The organism is Zooshikella ganghwensis (assembly GCF_018263875.1).
Classification (GTDB): domain Bacteria; phylum Pseudomonadota; class Gammaproteobacteria; order Pseudomonadales; family Zooshikellaceae; genus Zooshikella; species Zooshikella ganghwensis.
This window is the reverse complement of sequence record NZ_JAEVHG010000011.1, coordinates 103,465-120,623: the sequence shown is the minus strand read 5'-3', so window position 1 is coordinate 120,623 and position 17,159 is coordinate 103,465. Positions and strand designations below refer to the sequence as shown.

Here is a 17,159-nt window from a genome sequence, read left to right as displayed (position 1 = left end):
TTATTTAAAGACTAGTAAAAATTCTTTGGCCTGCACTTTTAACAATAACAGGCATTGGTGAGATAAGACTTACGAGTAAACCTGACATAGTAAGCGCATTTACCATCATAAATCCCTTATCATTTTCTCTAATCGGCTTTTGTTTTCCAACCAACATTTTTACAGAGGTAGGAGTAATCATTGCAGGATTGAATGTATGCACACTTTTTTTTGCAATTGGTAATCCTGGAATGTTTGCATCACCACCGACAAAGCTAAACTGCAAAGGACCAGTATATATTTTTTTCCCTTCAATATTTATCAACTCATTAGGCTGCGATATAATTTTAAAAATACCATTTGAGATAACTGACCCTGAAGCATGCCCTATAGCTCCATTGCCATTCATAATTAATTGACCAAGCATTAGATTCAAACTCTAGCCATAATATGTTATTTAGTTTTTTCTAGATCTATATTTTATTGCTTTGAAATTTATCGAGCACACTTTTATGATAACTTTTTGTTTCACCACTTATTTTATCAATTTTAAAAAGAAGCATTTGAAACTGATTCTGATATTCTTCTTTTTTAACATACGTTTCAGCCACTGTTTTTTGGTAATTTAGGAGCTTCTTTTCAATTTCATGCAAATGAATTTCTTGCTTCCTTATTATTTCCTTAAAATCAACATGAAGAACTTCTAATTTTTTCGTTATTTCTATAATTCTTGCATCAGTAATGTGTTGCAGTAATTGAGACTGACGACTTAAACTCCAACGTATTGTGGCCATCGTTATGCCTAAAAAACTTAAAAAAACCCCTAAAATAGGAAAAAAATCTACTGCTTTCATGATAAGCTTTCACTGTAGGTAATAAAATTCAAAGTATTACAATTCATCGATACTGATTTTATCAGATGTTTTATTTGTAAACTCAATCCCTTCAAAGACATCCAAATCATCTAGAATATCTCTTTCCAGTATAACCTGATTTACTCTTTCTTCAGCCAGCCTCCAATCTTCACCTTCATCATCATTATAATTATTCAGCTCATTAAAAAAATATTTTGATATTTCATTATTCATATATTTACACCATATATTATTATCCATAGTTTATTTAGTGCGTGCTACTCCTTTAACTCGCTCAACCATTCTTACTCCTCCAAGTCCCAATAACGCTAGAACCAGCGTCATCATTTCATTTGCATTAATTAAAGGAAGAGCATTCACGATTTCTGTTTTATTATTCAGCAATAGGAGACTAATAAGTAAATCACGACCAAACCATATATATGATAATAAAAACACGCATAACCAACCTAAAGCTGGTCGCCATCCAGAGACAAATAATGAGTTATGTTTTGTCTCTTCTAGAGTAGTTAATGCCTGGATAATATGAGGTTGATTTAGTATTTTTAACGTTTGATTTTTAACCTTAAGTCTTTCTTCATCACTTGTAAATAATTCATCCAAACCATCAGATACAGTTTTAGCAAGAATAGATATTATATCTTCAGCCATATATTATTTATCCATTGTTTTATCTTTTAGATATTTATACCTTCCCTGGACGCACTCCTTACTTATAATTTTTTTATAAACTCAATTGATTTGCCAAATGCTTTGAAATTTGCTTCTCTGCGTCTTCAAATATTTGGTATATAAACTCATATCGTTCTCGCCATCTTCGCTCCCAATTTCTCTTATCTATACATAAAAATTTATACTTAGAAGCATCTGAAAACCCCTTTGAACCTGTCCCCCCACAACTCTTACATGTTTCATTTTTTATTTTTCCAGTTCCATTGCAGGTCTTACAAATTGGACTTCTAATATTTTCTAAACATGCCAATTGAGATAATTTATGCGCAGCATCAGTCTTTATCCTCCAGCCTACTTCTTTAGCATGTGTTAAAAATAAATTTGCCACTTCCTTAATTAAATTTTCAATAACACTTTTATCATCACAATACTTTATTCTTCCTATATAATAAGCAGTTTTATTTAAATTACCCATAGCTAATGCAGAAGCAATATCTTGCCATGTTAGTAACCGTATGCTTTTCGATGAGTGATCAAAAGAACAGCGTGTTGGATTCATCATAGATAAACAATTTGCTTTACTCATTATCCAACAACCTCATTTTCACTTACCTTGCATTTTATTGCGTATGGTAAATAGATGCCCTCCCAATCTACTGCTCCATTACTTTTTTCAATTATATTAAGCGACTGTTTTGGTGTAGGGGCACGCTCAAGCCTTCGCCATGATCCAACAGTTCTTTTTTTTACACCTATGAGTTCTGCAGCTTCTTTATCTGTCATTTTTTTTAGGAAATTTGATAACAACATGCTCTAATCTCCCTTCCCCTTTCTTACAACTTGTTTCGGTTTATATCTGCTTTATTTTGTATTAACTGCAACATTAGCTTTAAGAAGCTATTTATTGTATTTACAAACTATTCATTGCATGACACCTCTTGTAGCATTTACGCAACACTTATTTTGTATATTTATTTCTAATGCTGTAAGCAAGAGTACAAGAGTGCCATACTCTTGGGTTTCATTTCACCCCAAATTATTTCCCTACTTTAGCTAAACTATACTGCTCATCACGCTCTTTTGCCTGAAGATTAATCAGTTGTAAACTTTATAATTACTAAATTTTAGCTAGAGGCTTATTTAAGTGTTTTTTATAAATTGGAACTACCTCAAATACTCTATATGTAATTATATTTCTTTCGAATAGTTACTTATAAATCAAACCCTGCACTATCAACTAAAATAGTACAGATAAAAAAATGGGCGAATAAATATGCATTTATTCGCCCATTTTACTTTCTCTATTATTCAGTATAAATTTTTTATCAAGGATATGTAGCTTTTAAAGGTATATACAATATTAAGCTAATAATCAAAACCAGCATTCGTTCAACCAAAGCGACAAAATGATTCACTTTAAAAGCAATAAAAAGGAAGACGTACGTTGTCTATCATGGGAATTATTAGATCATGTTTTGTGGTCTTTTTCAAGAATAATTTAAAAAATATTTTATGTTACACAATTTGTGTATTTTTTTCAAAGCCTTTTTTATTCAACCAAAAACTTATTTAAAATCATCCTTTAGCCATAGCAGTATTTTTAACTTTTAGAGCTTCTACCTTTCAATACGTTTAATTTTACTTAATGAACTTAATACACAAAGCTACTGTTTATTTTTTTGCTAACGCTTGATTTTGAATTGTATATGCAATTAACTGCTTAGCTGCTTTAACACCTGTCTCAGCGTTATAATTATTTGATCAACTTCTGGTTTAGAAATAATAAGCGGTGGTGATAAAGCAATAACATCACCTGTCGTACGAACTAAAACGCCTTGTTCAAACATATCAAGGTAAACCTGAAAAGCACGTTTATTCGGTTCATTTTTTCTTGGCTCTAGCTCAATGGCACCCACTAATCCCAGGTTCCTAATATCAATCACATAAGGCAAATCGGCTAGACTATGTAGAGCATGTTGCCAATACTCTGCTAGTTCTGAGGCTTTATATAATAGATTTTCCTCTTGATAAGTCTCGAGCGTACCAATGGCTGCAGCACAGGCTAATGGATGTGCTGAATAGGTATAACCATGATAAAAATTAATCGCCATAGGATCATCTTGACGAAAAGCTGAATATATTTTATCACTGACAAAAACAGCCCCCATGGGCACTGCACCATTTGTTAACCCTTTTGCCGTAACCATAATATCAGGGCTAATATTAAAGTAGTCTGCCGCAAATGGCTTACCTAAACGTCCAAACCCAGTGATAACTTCATCAAAAATCAGCAGTACACCATACTGATCACAAATTTCACGTATTCGCTGTAGATAACCTGCCGGTGGAATTAACACCCCCGTAGATCCTGCTACAGGTTCAATAATAACGGCAGCAACGGTAGACGGGTCATGTAACTGGAGAATCTGCTCAAGCAGCTCAGCTTTATCAGCGCCATAAACAGGCACCCCCAAGCTAAATTGATTACGAGCTAAATCGTGGGTATGGGGCAAATGATCAACTTGTGCCAATAAGTTTGGGAACAGTTTCCTGTTCACGGCAATGCCCCCTACAGACATTCCACCAAAGTTAACGCCATGGTAAGCCCGTTCTCGGCCAATTAAACGCGCTCTTCTGCCCTCACCTGTCAGTTGATGGTATGCCAAGGCCATTTTAAGTGCAGTATCTACTGACTCAGATCCTGAATTTGTAAAAAACACATGATTTAAATTTCCAGGAGTGATCGCCACAAGTTTTTTGGCAAGCTCAAATGCTTTGGGATGGCCCATTTGAAAAGCAGGTGCAAAATCCAGTGTAGCGGCCTGTTGTTGGATAGCCGTCACTATCTTTTCACGATTATGCCCTGCATTTACACACCAAAGACCTGCAGTGGCATCAAGAATCTTTCGACCTTCAGGTGTCCAATAATACATGCCTTTGGCTTTTTCCAAGAGCCGGGGATGGGCTTTAAAATGTTGAGTAGCTGTATATCCCATCCAGTAGGCGTCTAATGTATTGTTATTCTCCATAGCATCCTTGCTATTTCTATATTTAACTATAACTGGGCACTACGCTTCCTTTTTAATAGCACCCAGAAATAGTTAAGGGGCCTCTAAGACAAGTGCATTTTTAGAAGTGCACTTAACTTTCAGACGCTAACAGTAGTGACTGTAAAATACGCGAAGCTTCTTGTTCTGACAATCCTGTTACAGACAGCTTGTGTCCTATTTTTTCCCTGATCTTTGTACCTGCACTCACGAGTGTGCCATCAATGCTTATCGACATCCGTTGCCCTATGTACCTGCCTGTAAATCGAGCTAGTTTTTTACCAAACTCATCAGATAGCTCGATATCAATGACTGGGCTATTAAAGCTATCTTTATTCAGCTCAGCAAAGAGTACATCATCATTACTGGCAACTAAGTCTTCGCCATTTACGCGAAACGCTATGTCAGCCTGTGCTACTAAAGACTGATAACAAAGTACGCCAACGAATAACAATCCAAACTTTTGCATTTCAGCACCCTCCCTGGAAGATCAAAAATTATCTAATCGATCCTAAAGTATAGCGCTACCTGCAAAACACGACGGCCGTGTTAATCAGCAACCTTAAGTAAAGAAGCCGAACGGCTTCTTTGCTTATTTGGTTCCAAAAATCTTATCTCCGGCATCCCCTAAGCCAGGAAGGATGTAACCTTTTTCATTCAAGCAGTCATCAACAGATGCTGTATAAATAGTGACATCAGGATGCGCTTTGGTAACACGCTCAATACCTTCTGGTGCTGCCACTAAAACAAGCACTCGTATTTCTTGACAACCTTTTTGCTTCAACATTTCAATAGTGGCAATCATTGAACCACCAGTTGCTAACATAGGGTCAATCACCAGCGCCATACGCTCATCAAGGTCACTCACCAGTTTTTCAAAATAAGGTACTGGCTCAAGGGTTTCTTCGTTGCGATACAGACCCACAACACTAACCCGAGCACTTGGGATCAACTCCATAACCCCATCAAGCATGCCCAGACCTGCTCTTAAAATGGGTACAACGGTTATCTTTTTCCCTTTGATTTGTTTTACATTAACAGGACCAGCCCAGCCTTCTGTTTCGTAATCTTCTAAAGGAAGGTCTTTCGTCGCTTCATACGTTAATAGACACCCTACTTCACTTGCCAGCGTACGAAAACCTTTAGTACTAATGTTCTTGTTACGCATAATACCCAGCTTGTGCTGCACAAGAGGATGTTTTATTTCAAAGACGCTCATAGATAACCTCAAATCAACATCAACGAAACAGCATCGTCAGATAATACGGCACATACAGCAAACACAACACCAAGTTGCCTATTGCTATAAACACCACTAATCGACGGGTTGTAGCCATATATTGATGATACCCTTCGTTCCAGGTAAATCTTACATATGGGCACCTCTAAAAATGCACTTTTTCGAAATAGCTGTGTCAGCGCTGTACTCGGATCCTCATGTACTCCTTATACACTGTGGTCCTCCGTGCAGTGCTTCCTTGCTCTTACATAAAAATCACTATTTTTAGAGGCGTCCATATGACAAAATTATTTCATTTGCTCCAGGCAAATTGGCCGTATTCTACCCTGTAACGAAACATCTGCCTAATGCTTTACAACACCTATGGTTTTTTATTTTCGTTCATATTGTAAGCAAGCGCTTGTTAGCTATTGTTTAACCAAAAAAGATAAGGCTGATGACACCTACTTAAGGTACTGTTATCACTCTATATGCGGACTAGACAAAAGCCTGTAGCCTTCGTTATACAGGGCACTCTTGCCAAAAGTAGTCTGGATTTTTGGTGCCTCGATAGGCATTTGGGGCTTGCTCTCAAGCGAGAGTCACTGTATCGTTCCCGCCCTTATTGGTAGCAAAATTGATGGCCACCTGAAATGCGGTAAACAAATAGCCCAACATCAGCCATTTGCTTACTTGTATGAAGTAATCATGCAAACAGCTTCATATACACTCTACATCACCAGGTGCTAAACCAAAGCGAATCACCTTAGGTTTCATCAAACATAGATACGAGGTTCCCAATTCATGTCTGCAGATCTTGAGCATATTAAACAGGTTTATGCCGAAGCCGACTGTTTATACACTGAAGCTGAAGTGGAAGCAGCGATTGAGCGAATGGGACAAGCCATTACCGCTGAACTCGCTAACAGTAACCCATTAGTTTATTGCATCATGAATGGTGGCCTGGTTGTCAGTGGCAAACTGCTCACTAAACTGAACTTTCCATTGGAAGTTGACTATATTCATGCTACTCGTTACCGCAATGAAACTACAGGTGGTGAGCTGGACTGGAAGGTGCACCCAAGCACGTCAATGCAAGATCGGACTGTGCTTATTCTGGACGATATTCTCGATGAAGGCCATACGCTGGCAGCCATTGTAGAGTTCTGCAAAGCGCAGGGTGCAAAAGCCGTACAAACAGCCGTACTGGTCGAGAAAAAACATGACCGCAAAGCTGTTGAGTTAGAAAGTGACTTCATTGGTCTTCAAATTGAAGATCGTTACATCTTTGGCTATGGAATGGATTACAAGAGCTACTGGCGTAACGCACCCGGCATTTTTGCCCTGAAAGGCCACTAGTTTATCTCCTCCCTGGCTCTGAACAGCCCTACACTAAGATGCAATGTCTGCTAATGTTTCTCCATTGTCGACATTGCATACTCCTAATGTACCATCGCATTGGATGGCTATACCCTCCGTATACTACAAATACTTAACAGTACAAAAACTTAAAATGGCACAACTCTACTTTTACTACTCGGCAATGAACGCAGGCAAGTCAACTGCTCTGCTCCAATCTGCGCACAATTATAAAGAAAGAGGCATGGAACCTCTTCTATTTACTGCAGCCATTGATGATCGATTCGGCAAGGGAAAAATCAGCTCCCGAATTGGTCTTTCAGCAAATGCTCACTTATTTCAAACTCAAGATAACTTTTTTGCGACTATCCAGCAGACCAGTGAAAAACAACCCATTCACTGCGTGCTGATAGATGAAGCCCAATTCCTCACTAAACTTCATGTTGCAGAACTGTCTGAAGTGGTTGACCAGCTCAATATTCCAGTGCTCTGCTATGGACTTCGTACTGACTTTAAAGGCGAGTTATTCGAAGGTAGCCATTACTTGCTCGCCTGGGCAGATAAAATCAGTGAATTAAAAACGGTCTGTCACTGCGGCCGAAAGGCAACAATGGTCGCACGACTTGATGAGTACGGCAAAGCCATCAAAGAAGGCTCACAAATTGAAATTGGTGGTGAAGAGCGCTACGTATCGTTGTGCCGTAAACATTTTAAAGCAGTGCTCATCAGTTAACTTCTGCCCTTTACCTTTAAATGGGCTAATTGGTCCAACAAGCAATGCCCCAGAGCTTACCTTAATAAGTGGCTGGGGCGACAAACTAATCTAACGATAATCGGTAAGGTAACTGTCTACGCCAGGCGGGTGTTTGCGTCAAATCTGGGCCCGTTATTAACTGCTTAGGCCAATTAAAAAAAGCATAAGTCAGTACATTTCGATGTTCTCCAGCACTTAAAGAGACATTCCCATCCACTCCAGGAATAATATGATGCGTCTTATCAATTTTAGCCAACAACCGTCGTTTTAATCGGTGTATTACCACTTGGTCAGAATAATCAACCAACTTTAAACACACCCCAATCTCCGCCAATACATCTGCTTTTGCTCGCTTTTCAATGGTATCTAATGTACTCACAAAGTACGCTGTTACCCACTGAAATCGCTCAGCATCAACAGACTTCTGATAATATCGACTTGCCGCAAGAACGATATGTGTTAAACCATAAAGCTTATTCTGATACTCCAACTGTGACAGCTCAGAATCCTTTGTTTTAGGATAAATTTCCTTAAACTTACGAATAAACTTTTCAGATAACGAAGCAATGCCTAACTCTTCTAACCAAAATACATAATTAGCTGCTTGTGCTGCATAAACACGAATAAAGGACTCATCCAAAAGAATTTTTGCTAATGGCTGTTTTTGCAAATGATGCAGTAAATTAGAAAAGTGTGTTGGCTTAATACCCAGCTGATTCAATTGGGCTAATAAATAAACACTGTGTAACTCAAAGCGTAGTGCTTTGAATTCTGTTTGTTGCCAAAAGCGGCTCCGGAGTTGATCACGACTTTTTTGTCCAAAGCGGGAGGTTAAATCATCGGTTATTTGTAACCTAAACTTTTCATCTTTTACATGCTCATCATACCAACTGACACGTGCGACTAGTCGATATACATGATTAATAATTTCACTAACATACTTCTCCTGCCCTGTTAGCCGATACATGCGTAAAGCATAGTGCGCTTTTCTTTTAGGCGTTAGCTGCAATTGATGACGATCATAAATTTCTTGAATTTTTAATGCAGCCTTTTGCGCCGCTTGCTGTTCAGCATTCGACGCAAAGACTGTTTGCACACCATGACTAAACATCCATAAAAGAATTAATAAACCCGCTTTATACCTATTAAATAGCTTCATACACTCATCGCTGTACAGATTTAACAACTGCGCTTTTGGGTAAATATGAACGAAATCTATCATCTTTAGCCAGATATGGGCCTGGATGTAATGGCTGCGGTAAATAGAACAACATAAATGCAAGCACATTACGATGTTCCCCTTTGGCCAAATCCCACTCTCCATCTACCGAAGGAATCATTTTATGCTCAGTATCTATTGCCTGCATGATGTATTCCCGACACTGTTTAACCACGGGGTGATACGCTTCTCCTGCCAGCAGAAAGCTTACACCTACCTCCGCAATTACATCAGGTTTTGTTTCTTTTAATATTCGCGTTATATTTTTTTCAAAATAATCATAAATCCAAGCAAACTGTTTTTTATCCACTGGTTGCTGATAATAACGACTTGCCGCAAAAATAAAGTGGGTTAACCCATAAATTTTATTGCTATAAGCATCGCCTTTTAAGTTTTTGTCATTCTCAAATGTTTTTACAAATGCATCTTTATAAGGTTTTCTTAAATCAACAATATCTAACTGATATAACCAATAAACCCAGTTTGCAGACTGTGCAGCCCATGCTCGTATGACTTCAGGTTTTAAAAGCACAGACTTAAAGTCAAACTTTTTAAGCGCTGCACGTAGCTTTGTATTATGTATTGACTGTAAACCTAATTCATCCATTCGGTTCATAAAAGGTAAAATAGCTGAACTATAAAATATAAATTCACCGTTACTCGCTAGCACTTCACGCCTTAGTTTTCCTTTATAATTATTGTGCTGTTTCCTGCGTACTCGTTTAACGTATTTTTCTATATAGTTTTTATCATCCAAACGACTGGCAATAAAATCCAAACGATCAGCGACGACATAAGCATCATACAAACTCGTCGCTAAATATTTTTTATCTCCCGTTAACCGAAATAAGCGAATTCCATAGTGGCCTTGCTTTCGAGGTGGCAATGTAAAAAGCGATGTTTCCAACGTTTGACGGAGTATATTTGAGGCTTGCTGATACCGCACAAGTGATTCATGAGTATTAGTGCTTGACGCCCACGACTGCGCTCCCCAAAACACAACTTGGGAGATAGAAATGATGAAAAAAAGCCTAAAGTAACGTGAAAAATTCTTATTATTTTTATGCGTATATAACGATTTATATTTGACCAACTTCATAATTAACTTCCTGCTTACTGTTTTTTAGTCTAATTAGCTAATCTTTCTTGCTTCTCCTTCTGTTTTGTTAAAAGTGATTCATTAAGGGTATATTTCACGCTATGTAGAATGCCCTGTACGCAACCCTTTAGTAAATGACTACAGCAGCTTGACTTGATACACAGCGACACACACCTTTATTTTAATGTGAACTACATCTACAAAAGACTAAAATCGTAGTGTATCTTCATTGTACGGGTACAACCCCAAAACGAAGAGTAAATCTGTTGAATAGCCTTACACATCATGAACAATTCTGTCCCCTTACTGCAGGTCAAACACTTATCAGTACATTCTTTACAACACATTAACTTCAGCCTTTTTGCCCAAGAGTGTATGTGTATTCAAGGGGCTTCAGGCAGTGGCAAAAGCCTGCTGCTAAAAGCACTGGCTGACTTGATTCCCGCCCAAGGAGAAGTCTTATTGCACAGCCAAAAACAATCTGACACTGAACCATCACAGTGGCGACGGAATGTGACTTTAGTTCCTGCAATGCCCAGCTGGTGGTACCCTACCGCAAAAGAACACTTTTCCTGCAATATTGATCACTGGCTTACTCAGCTAGCTTTATCACCTTCAATCACCCAGCAACCGATACATACTCTTTCAACCGGTGAAAAACAGCGACTCGCCCTTTGCAGAGCACTACAACATAACCCTTACGTCTTATTACTTGATGAGCCTACAGCAAATCTTGATCCCACTAGTCAGTCCTTCTTAGAACAGTTCCTGTTTAATTACTTTTTGGCACAACCCGATCGCAGTATTATCTGGGTTGCTCATCACCCATCGCCTTGGCTGATCAGACGCGCAAAACGCTTCACTTTACATGGAGGTTACTTAAGTGAAGATGATTGAACTCAGCAACATTGACTTAACTCTCTGTATCCTATTACTGAGTGCACTCGCCTTGTTACAGCGAAATCTTGCACCGGGAATCTCACGACAGCTGCTTATCAGCATGCTGCGAATGTTATTTCAGCTCAGCATTATTGGCCTCATTTTAACGTGGTTATTTAGCCATATTCAGCTTTCTTTGGTGTTAGGCGTTGCGTTACTGATGATCCTCGCTGCAGGGCGCGAGGCTAATGCACGACAAACCTATTCTTGGGTAACACGTTGGAATATTTGGATTAGTACCCTTGCACTATTTATTGCAACCACGAGTATGCTATTCCTAATGCTTTTAGCCTTTATTCAAGCAACACCTTGGTACCATCCGCAGTATTTTATTCCATTACTGGGTATGCTGCTTGGTAATAGCCTAAATGGAGTGTCATTAGCAAGGGAGTATATAACGATTACAGCACATGAGGCTCAAGACCGTATTGAAGGGCAATTGATGCAAGGCTCAACTTGGTTACAAGCAACCGCTTTTCTTCGCCGCCAAGCTCAGCATCATGCCATGATCCCCGCGATTAATGGGATGGCTGCAGCCGGTATCGTTAGCTTACCTGGAATGATGACAGGACAAATCCTTGCAGGCACCGACCCATCACAGGCAATACGTTATCAAATTGCTATTTTAATCTTAATTACAGTTGCTACTGGCTTGGGAAGCTTTATTACCACTTACTTCACAACACGGCAACTGTTTGATAAACGACAACGATTGCGTCTTGATAGGTTAAAGACATCACATTAACAATTTCAAATGCTTTAAACGGTTTGCAAAACAGGTGCTAGTAGCACCGTAAGCAACAAAGGCCAAGAATGGTCTTCTCTAGTTCACGCTTGTTATACTGAGCGACAAAGGCATAAATCGCCGTACATATACAGGAAGTAATAATCTATGCAACAGCCACTAAACTCTACGCAACATACTCTTCACTGGTGGTCAATCAATCCCCAACAACACAAACACTCAATTCTATTTGTGCATGGCGGACCAGGAAGTCACTCTCATTATTTTAAAAACTGGGTAAACCAGTGCCAGTATTTTACGCAACATTTTGGCTGGATATCTTATGATCAAAGGGGATGTGGACTGTCAAAGCCCCATGATCAGTACTGTCATGCGTCAAATATTGATGACTTTTTATTAATGCTGGAAACATTTGCCCGAAATGATGTTTCTATTTCTGCCATTGCTGCTCATAGTTACGGTGCCAAACTGGTATATGATGCTTTATTAAAAAAGCCTGATATTAATAAAAAAATAATTTTTTTAGGGCGCTCATTAAGAGCAGATATGCCTGCTAAAAGAAATTTTATGATGGATATGATTCTCATGAAACTTTTTCAAAAAGAGGATTATAAAAGCATCATGGCATCAACTGAGTTTGATGTTAATGACCCTGCCAGTTTATGGGATATCAAACAAAAATTTAGAGCAACACTCAAAAACAGAGACATTCGCAGCTTGTTTTACTGGTCAAATTTTGAAGCCATGGAAAAATTTGAAACACTAAAAGCTCAGTGCACTTTATCAGATAACGATGATATTTTTAAAGCTGTTGTCAATAGTATTCACAAGGACAGTTCAACCACTCCATACTATGATGTTTCAAAACTTAAACAACAAGTTCTGCATATTATGGGCAGCCATGACTTTTTGATGGCAGGCGATGTCTTCCAGCCTACACACCGTGATAATTACACCGCATGTGTTTTTTCTAAATCGGGTCACTATCCTCATTTTGAAGAACCAACTAAATTTATTGAAACAGTGCACGACTTTATAAAATCCTAATATCCATAAAATACTCTCAGCCGCCATGCTGGCTGCCAAATAGCTTGGCAGCCAAACGTTGTTATTTATAACTTAGGGCCTGTTAACAGGCCCTAGATAATCTGACACGCTGCCAAGGCAGCCTTTAATTGATTCCAGCGTTGCGCTAAGCTGCCCGTATACCCAACAGAAAAGCGCACCAAACCGGGTGAAATATTCGCAAGCTGCTTATCTTCTTCGGTCATTTCACTGGAGGTTGAACTACCAGAGCACGACATTAACGTATCACTAAAACCCAGGCTCACCGCCATAAAGCCAAAATGCTGTTCGTTTTGCAAAATATTCATTAGAGTATTTGCCTTTTTTTCTGAACCAAGGTCTAGTGTTAATAGCCCCCCAAAACCATACTCATCAACATTACCAATAGCTTTTAGTCGACGATGATCTGGGTGATCCGGCAACCCAGGATAGGTCACGGGTAGCTGCAATGCCTGCAGCTGTTGTGCAATATACAGCGCGCGTTGGCTATGTGCTTGAATGCGTAATGGTAAATGAGACAAACGCGCACTTATGCGAAAAGCGACTTCTGGGTCCATGGTCGGACCAAGCAACATCAATGATCCTGTATGTAAATCCATAAGTTGACTTACAAAGTCAGTTGATGCACACACAACCCCAGCTACGGTATCTGATGCTCCATTAATAAACTTTGTTAAACTATGAATAACAATATCAGCACCTAAAGCAATTGGCTCAATAATTAAAGGAGCAAATGTATTATCAACCACTAACGTAAGCTGATGCTTTTTAGCAATACTGGCTAATGATTTAATATCAGCCACACGTAACGTAGGGTTTGATATAGACTCAACATAAATAACCTTAGTTTTTTCAGTGATTTTTTGCTCAATTAACGCAGGCTGGTGTATATCGATAAAATGCGTATTTATATTGTTTTTTAAAGGGAAGTAATCATGTAAAAGTGCATATGTACCACCATAAATAGTATGCGAAGCAATTACTTCATCTCCCGGATTAAGTAACTGCAACAAAGTACTGGAAATAGCTGCCATTCCACTGGCGGTACAATAAGCGGACTCACTACCCTCGATACACGCTAACTGCTGTGCTAAATTATAGACTGTAGGGTTAAAATGACGTCCATATAAATAACACCCCCCTTGCTGAGGTCCTTTTTGACCCTGGAATATTTCAGGGAGTGTATTAGCTTCCATTACGGTAAACGTTGAGCTGGCCTCAATTGACATATTAACACCACCATGCTCGCCAAACTCATGCTTTGCATCAGCCAGCCGTTCTATCGCATTTTTATTATTATCCACTTTATATCCTTTTTTGTTTGCTGATTATGCAATAAAAACTCATTCAACCACTGCAAACCCACTTTTTGCAAGATCTCAATCATTTTTAAACAAGTAATGGTGATATTTCGATGTATATACCCACAGCGAAGGATTTTTAGGGGCTGGCTTACTACTGTGAAGCTAGCGATAGCAGCACTAATTGAAATAAAAAGTGCTAGCTGGGCCGTCAAGCGATGAAGCCCCTGGGCAAGTTTACTGCTGTGAAACTTGCGGTAGCCACTTTAATTGATATAACAGCGCTGCTGGGCGGTTATATCAATAAGAGACTGGGGTGGCCGTTAAATGCTCCTCGGCAATAGCGCCTGCATTGCTCTACTATATGACATCCATGTCATTATGCATAAACTGCATTCCCACCATCCTTGGAGCGAAGGCAACAAACCCTAAAATTGATTCGCGAAGGGTATAGCTTGGTAAAACAAAGACTATGGTCTGTAAAGGCTAGCGATAACCACAGCTGTTTTAAAAGAGCTTGAGAGAATGTCTTTTGTAACGGTAAGTTTTATGCAATTGCCTTGGGGTGAAAAACACTAATAGTACTGTCTAAAACTCACTCACTACGAGTATGCCAGTGAAAAACCAAATAGTTAGACCGAGCTTCACTGGACTCAGTTGTTAAGCAAATATGCTTGTGGTGTTTTAACCTCATAATAGTCTGCTTAATTGACTGCTCATTTACCTTTAGACCTGAGAGAAAGTTTACTAACTGATAGTTCGTAACCTGGTTTTCCGTTTCTATATATTTAAGTGCACGCTGTAAAAGCAGTGTATCGTTATCAGAACTTGCAGTACTTGAGGCCTTAGCAATTGTAACTTCATTATTCGCAAGTGTAGATTCCGTCTCTACAGTGTCGCTTTCAGCCGTAGCCGTGTTTTTATTTTGCTTAGCACATAAGTCCAAAATGGCAGAGACAATACTCTGGAAGTCTTCATCACAGGTTACTGTTAAGTCTATTGGGATATTACCAACTGTACCCTTGATCTGCATAGCCATTAGCAAATACCTAGTTATTCTGAATCATTATACCCTTCGCAAATCAATTTTAGGGTTTGTTGCCTTCGCTCTTGACCACCAAGAATAGTGTGCAAGCAGTTTACGCATAGTGACGTGGATGTCACATAGTAGGGCACCATATAGTAGAGCAATGCAGGAGCCACTGTCGAGGAGCATTTAACTGCCACCCCGGTCACTAAAAAATAAATGACAGGGGTGAAATTAAAGCGGTTTTGAGCCGATTTAAAGCATATTTGTTACAATATCGCCTGGCTCAAACCATAATGCTCGATTTGAGAGTGGGGTTTTCGCGGGTAGCTCAGGGTTATCCAATCTAATCAAGCGTCGGTTATTGAGGTCTGCACGTAAAATTTTATCCCGATGATACTTATAAAATATTTTATTAAATGTTCCGTTCGCGATTAATTTATTAAGTCCGACTTCAACTCGGTTAGCTAATTTGGCATTGCTCTTGGACATAAAAAAGTAGTAAGGCCATGGATAATACAGCACTAACTCGTTTTCAACAGACAAATTAGGATGCTTATCTTTTCTACGCTCGAGAATACCATGAACTTCATTGACTCCCAAAGGGAGCAAATCAAACCTTTTTTTGGCAAGCTGAGTAAAAAGCAACTCAAACTTAAAAACTTTATATGGATCTATGCCATTAGCCTGATAAACTTTTACATCACCCCAGTCCTGACCTTGTCCAATTCTTAACTGCTGCAAATCAGCTAAGGTTTGTACCTGATGTGCTTTTAATTGCCCTTCTGGGTTTGCCAGGCTCAATCGATAACCCAATAACCCCTTGCGAAGAGGTATACGAATAGGATAAAACTTTTCTTCTCGCTCTTGACTGGTTGAGCTCCAGGCGATGTTAATCAGACGATCCTTCTCAATCTCAACGAGCATTCTATCTTCTGTTAACCTTGCTCGTGTACTACGAAGCTCATAATCGCCATGACTTTCTTTTGTTATCTCCAGCGCTTGCGTCAACAACTCTTTAACGTCTTCCAGACGGGCAGGTACAATCGGCAGTACATAAGAGTCAACCGCATTAGAAGAAAAGGAGGTACCCAGTAATGTCAGCGCACTTAATGTACAACTTAACCAGCGTTTTACTACGTGCATAGCATCAGTCTCTTTATTATTTGGAATGTATGACTACTCACAGCATCTGTATTCCATCTCCAGCAAAATATCCATGATGCCAAAGGCTGACTACTGGCCAGACACTGTTTACATTCAGCCCTGGTGACTCATATTACCCTGAATTGTTGGCAAATTGTAACCATTGCACTTTTGTTAAGCAATTGCTAATGCGCTGAAATTTATGTGAAAAGAAAATGCGCTTGATTCTTATTTAATATTCCAAACCAACAAGGTCTGAAAAGAAGTGCCTCGTTATCAAAAAAGGCTCTTCTAGTCTTTAATTCAACTATCACATTAAAATCTATTAACAATGTTAATAGTATGCGTATAGTTTCGCCTGAATTAACTCATTTTCTAAACCACTTTTTATATACCCACAGTGAAGGATTTTTAGGGGGCTGGCTTACTACTGTGAAGCTAGCGATAGCAGCACTAATTGAAATAAAAAGTGCTAGCTGGGCCGTCAAGTGATGAAGCCCCATGAGCCTATATTAATAGGTGATTGGGTGGCAGTTAAATGCTCCTGCATAAACTGCATTTCCTCCATCCTTGGTAGTCAAGAGTGAAGATAACAAGACCCAGAAATCATTCGTGAAGGGTATAGTTTAAATTTAAGTACTATTGTGCAGAATCTGCATAACGATCATTAAACACAGCGTAAATCTTTATCATAGGGTATGCTTGTCGCATTC

19 protein-coding genes are annotated in these 17,159 nt (G+C 39.0%); 5 read left to right on the top strand and 14 right to left on the bottom strand.

The genetic code is table 11. The annotated features are described in order from the left end of the window. Positions 1-4: 4 nt before the first annotated feature. The 9 genes from KHS79_RS15815 to upp form a co-directional block, all read right to left on the bottom strand. A complete protein-coding gene (locus KHS79_RS15815) occupies positions 5-406 on the bottom strand; it encodes a hypothetical protein (protein ID WP_212720221.1) in 402 nt (133 codons plus the stop codon). Between the two features lie 46 nt (positions 407-452). Further along, on the bottom strand, positions 453-833 hold the full coding sequence (locus tag KHS79_RS15810; RefSeq protein ID WP_212720219.1) for a hypothetical protein: 381 nt from the start codon (positions 831-833) through the stop codon (positions 453-455). A gap of 36 nt (positions 834-869) precedes the next feature. Then, positions 870-1,067: a hypothetical protein gene (locus tag KHS79_RS15805; protein WP_212720217.1), complete on the bottom strand. Its 198-nt coding sequence runs from the start codon at positions 1,065-1,067 to the stop codon at positions 870-872. 30 nt (positions 1,068-1,097) lie between these two features. Next, positions 1,098-1,505: a 3TM-type holin gene (locus tag KHS79_RS15800; RefSeq protein ID WP_212720215.1), complete on the bottom strand. Its 408-nt coding sequence runs from the start codon at positions 1,503-1,505 to the stop codon at positions 1,098-1,100. Between the two features lie 73 nt (positions 1,506-1,578). Next, positions 1,579-2,112 (bottom strand): hypothetical protein, encoded by a 534-nt coding sequence (locus KHS79_RS15795; protein ID WP_212720214.1) that lies wholly within the window; start codon positions 2,110-2,112, stop codon positions 1,579-1,581. Beyond that, entirely contained in the window at positions 2,112-2,336 is a 225-nt protein-coding gene (locus KHS79_RS15790) for a hypothetical protein (protein WP_212720213.1), read from the bottom strand. The genes KHS79_RS15795 and KHS79_RS15790 overlap by 1 nt, the downstream gene beginning before the upstream one ends. A gap of 902 nt (positions 2,337-3,238) precedes the next feature. After that, positions 3,239-4,555 (bottom strand): aspartate aminotransferase family protein, encoded by a 1,317-nt coding sequence (locus KHS79_RS15785; protein ID WP_212720212.1) that lies wholly within the window; start codon positions 4,553-4,555, stop codon positions 3,239-3,241. Positions 4,556-4,667: 112 nt separating this feature from the next. Further along, the gene (locus tag KHS79_RS15780; RefSeq protein WP_094786223.1) at positions 4,668-5,042 is read right to left on the bottom strand and encodes a SecDF P1 head subdomain-containing protein; all 375 of its coding nucleotides are present in this window, start codon (positions 5,040-5,042) and stop codon (positions 4,668-4,670) included. Between the two features lie 123 nt (positions 5,043-5,165). Next, on the bottom strand, positions 5,166-5,792 hold the full coding sequence (gene upp / locus KHS79_RS15775; protein ID WP_027709420.1) for a uracil phosphoribosyltransferase: 627 nt from the start codon (positions 5,790-5,792) through the stop codon (positions 5,166-5,168). 804 nt (positions 5,793-6,596) lie between these two features. Here upp and KHS79_RS15770 point away from each other — a divergent pair. Both KHS79_RS15770 and KHS79_RS15765 read left to right on the top strand, forming a co-directional pair. Further along, a complete protein-coding gene (locus KHS79_RS15770) occupies positions 6,597-7,151 on the top strand; it encodes a hypoxanthine-guanine phosphoribosyltransferase (RefSeq protein WP_027709419.1) in 555 nt (184 codons plus the stop codon). Between the two features lie 154 nt (positions 7,152-7,305). Next, positions 7,306-7,884 (top strand): thymidine kinase, encoded by a 579-nt coding sequence (locus KHS79_RS15765; protein ID WP_027709418.1) that lies wholly within the window; start codon positions 7,306-7,308, stop codon positions 7,882-7,884. Positions 7,885-7,969: 85 nt separating this feature from the next. Here KHS79_RS15765 and KHS79_RS15760 read toward each other — a convergent pair whose 3' ends face one another. Further along, positions 7,970-9,064, bottom strand: coding sequence for a DUF3541 domain-containing protein (locus KHS79_RS15760; protein WP_212720211.1), 1,095 nt, complete (start codon positions 9,062-9,064; stop codon positions 7,970-7,972). A gap of 4 nt (positions 9,065-9,068) precedes the next feature. Next, positions 9,069-10,223, bottom strand: a complete 1,155-nt coding sequence (locus KHS79_RS15755; RefSeq protein WP_212720210.1) for a DUF3541 domain-containing protein — start codon at positions 10,221-10,223, stop codon at positions 9,069-9,071. Positions 10,224-10,508: 285 nt separating this feature from the next. Here KHS79_RS15755 and KHS79_RS15750 point away from each other — a divergent pair, with 285 nt between their 5' ends. The 3 genes from KHS79_RS15750 to KHS79_RS15740 all read left to right on the top strand — a co-directional run bounded on the left by KHS79_RS15750 (position 10,509) and on the right by KHS79_RS15740 (position 12,954). Beyond that, positions 10,509-11,120: an ABC transporter ATP-binding protein gene (locus tag KHS79_RS15750; protein WP_212720209.1), complete on the top strand. Its 612-nt coding sequence runs from the start codon at positions 10,509-10,511 to the stop codon at positions 11,118-11,120. Beyond that, the gene (locus KHS79_RS15745; protein WP_233468462.1) at positions 11,113-11,907 is read left to right on the top strand and encodes an ABC transporter permease; all 795 of its coding nucleotides are present in this window, start codon (positions 11,113-11,115) and stop codon (positions 11,905-11,907) included. Before KHS79_RS15750 ends, KHS79_RS15745 begins: the two co-directional genes overlap by 8 nt. 147 nt (positions 11,908-12,054) lie before the next feature. Then, positions 12,055-12,954 carry an alpha/beta fold hydrolase gene (locus tag KHS79_RS15740; RefSeq protein ID WP_212720205.1) on the top strand — a complete coding sequence of 300 codons (900 nt, stop codon included), beginning with the start codon at positions 12,055-12,057 and terminating at the stop codon, positions 12,952-12,954. 92 nt (positions 12,955-13,046) lie between these two features. Here KHS79_RS15740 and KHS79_RS15735 read toward each other — a convergent pair whose 3' ends face one another. The 3 genes from KHS79_RS15735 to KHS79_RS15725 all read right to left on the bottom strand — a co-directional run bounded on the left by KHS79_RS15735 (position 13,047) and on the right by KHS79_RS15725 (position 16,446). Continuing rightward, positions 13,047-14,276: an aminotransferase class I/II-fold pyridoxal phosphate-dependent enzyme gene (locus KHS79_RS15735; protein WP_212720203.1), complete on the bottom strand. Its 1,230-nt coding sequence runs from the start codon at positions 14,274-14,276 to the stop codon at positions 13,047-13,049. A 592-nt stretch (positions 14,277-14,868) separates the two neighbouring features. Continuing rightward, complete coding sequence (locus KHS79_RS15730; RefSeq protein ID WP_212720201.1) at positions 14,869-15,312, bottom strand: hypothetical protein; 444 nt, start codon at positions 15,310-15,312, stop codon at positions 14,869-14,871. A 243-nt stretch (positions 15,313-15,555) separates the two neighbouring features. Continuing rightward, the gene (locus tag KHS79_RS15725; protein WP_212720200.1) at positions 15,556-16,446 is read right to left on the bottom strand and encodes a type 2 periplasmic-binding domain-containing protein; all 891 of its coding nucleotides are present in this window, start codon (positions 16,444-16,446) and stop codon (positions 15,556-15,558) included. Positions 16,447-17,159 lie beyond the last annotated feature (713 nt).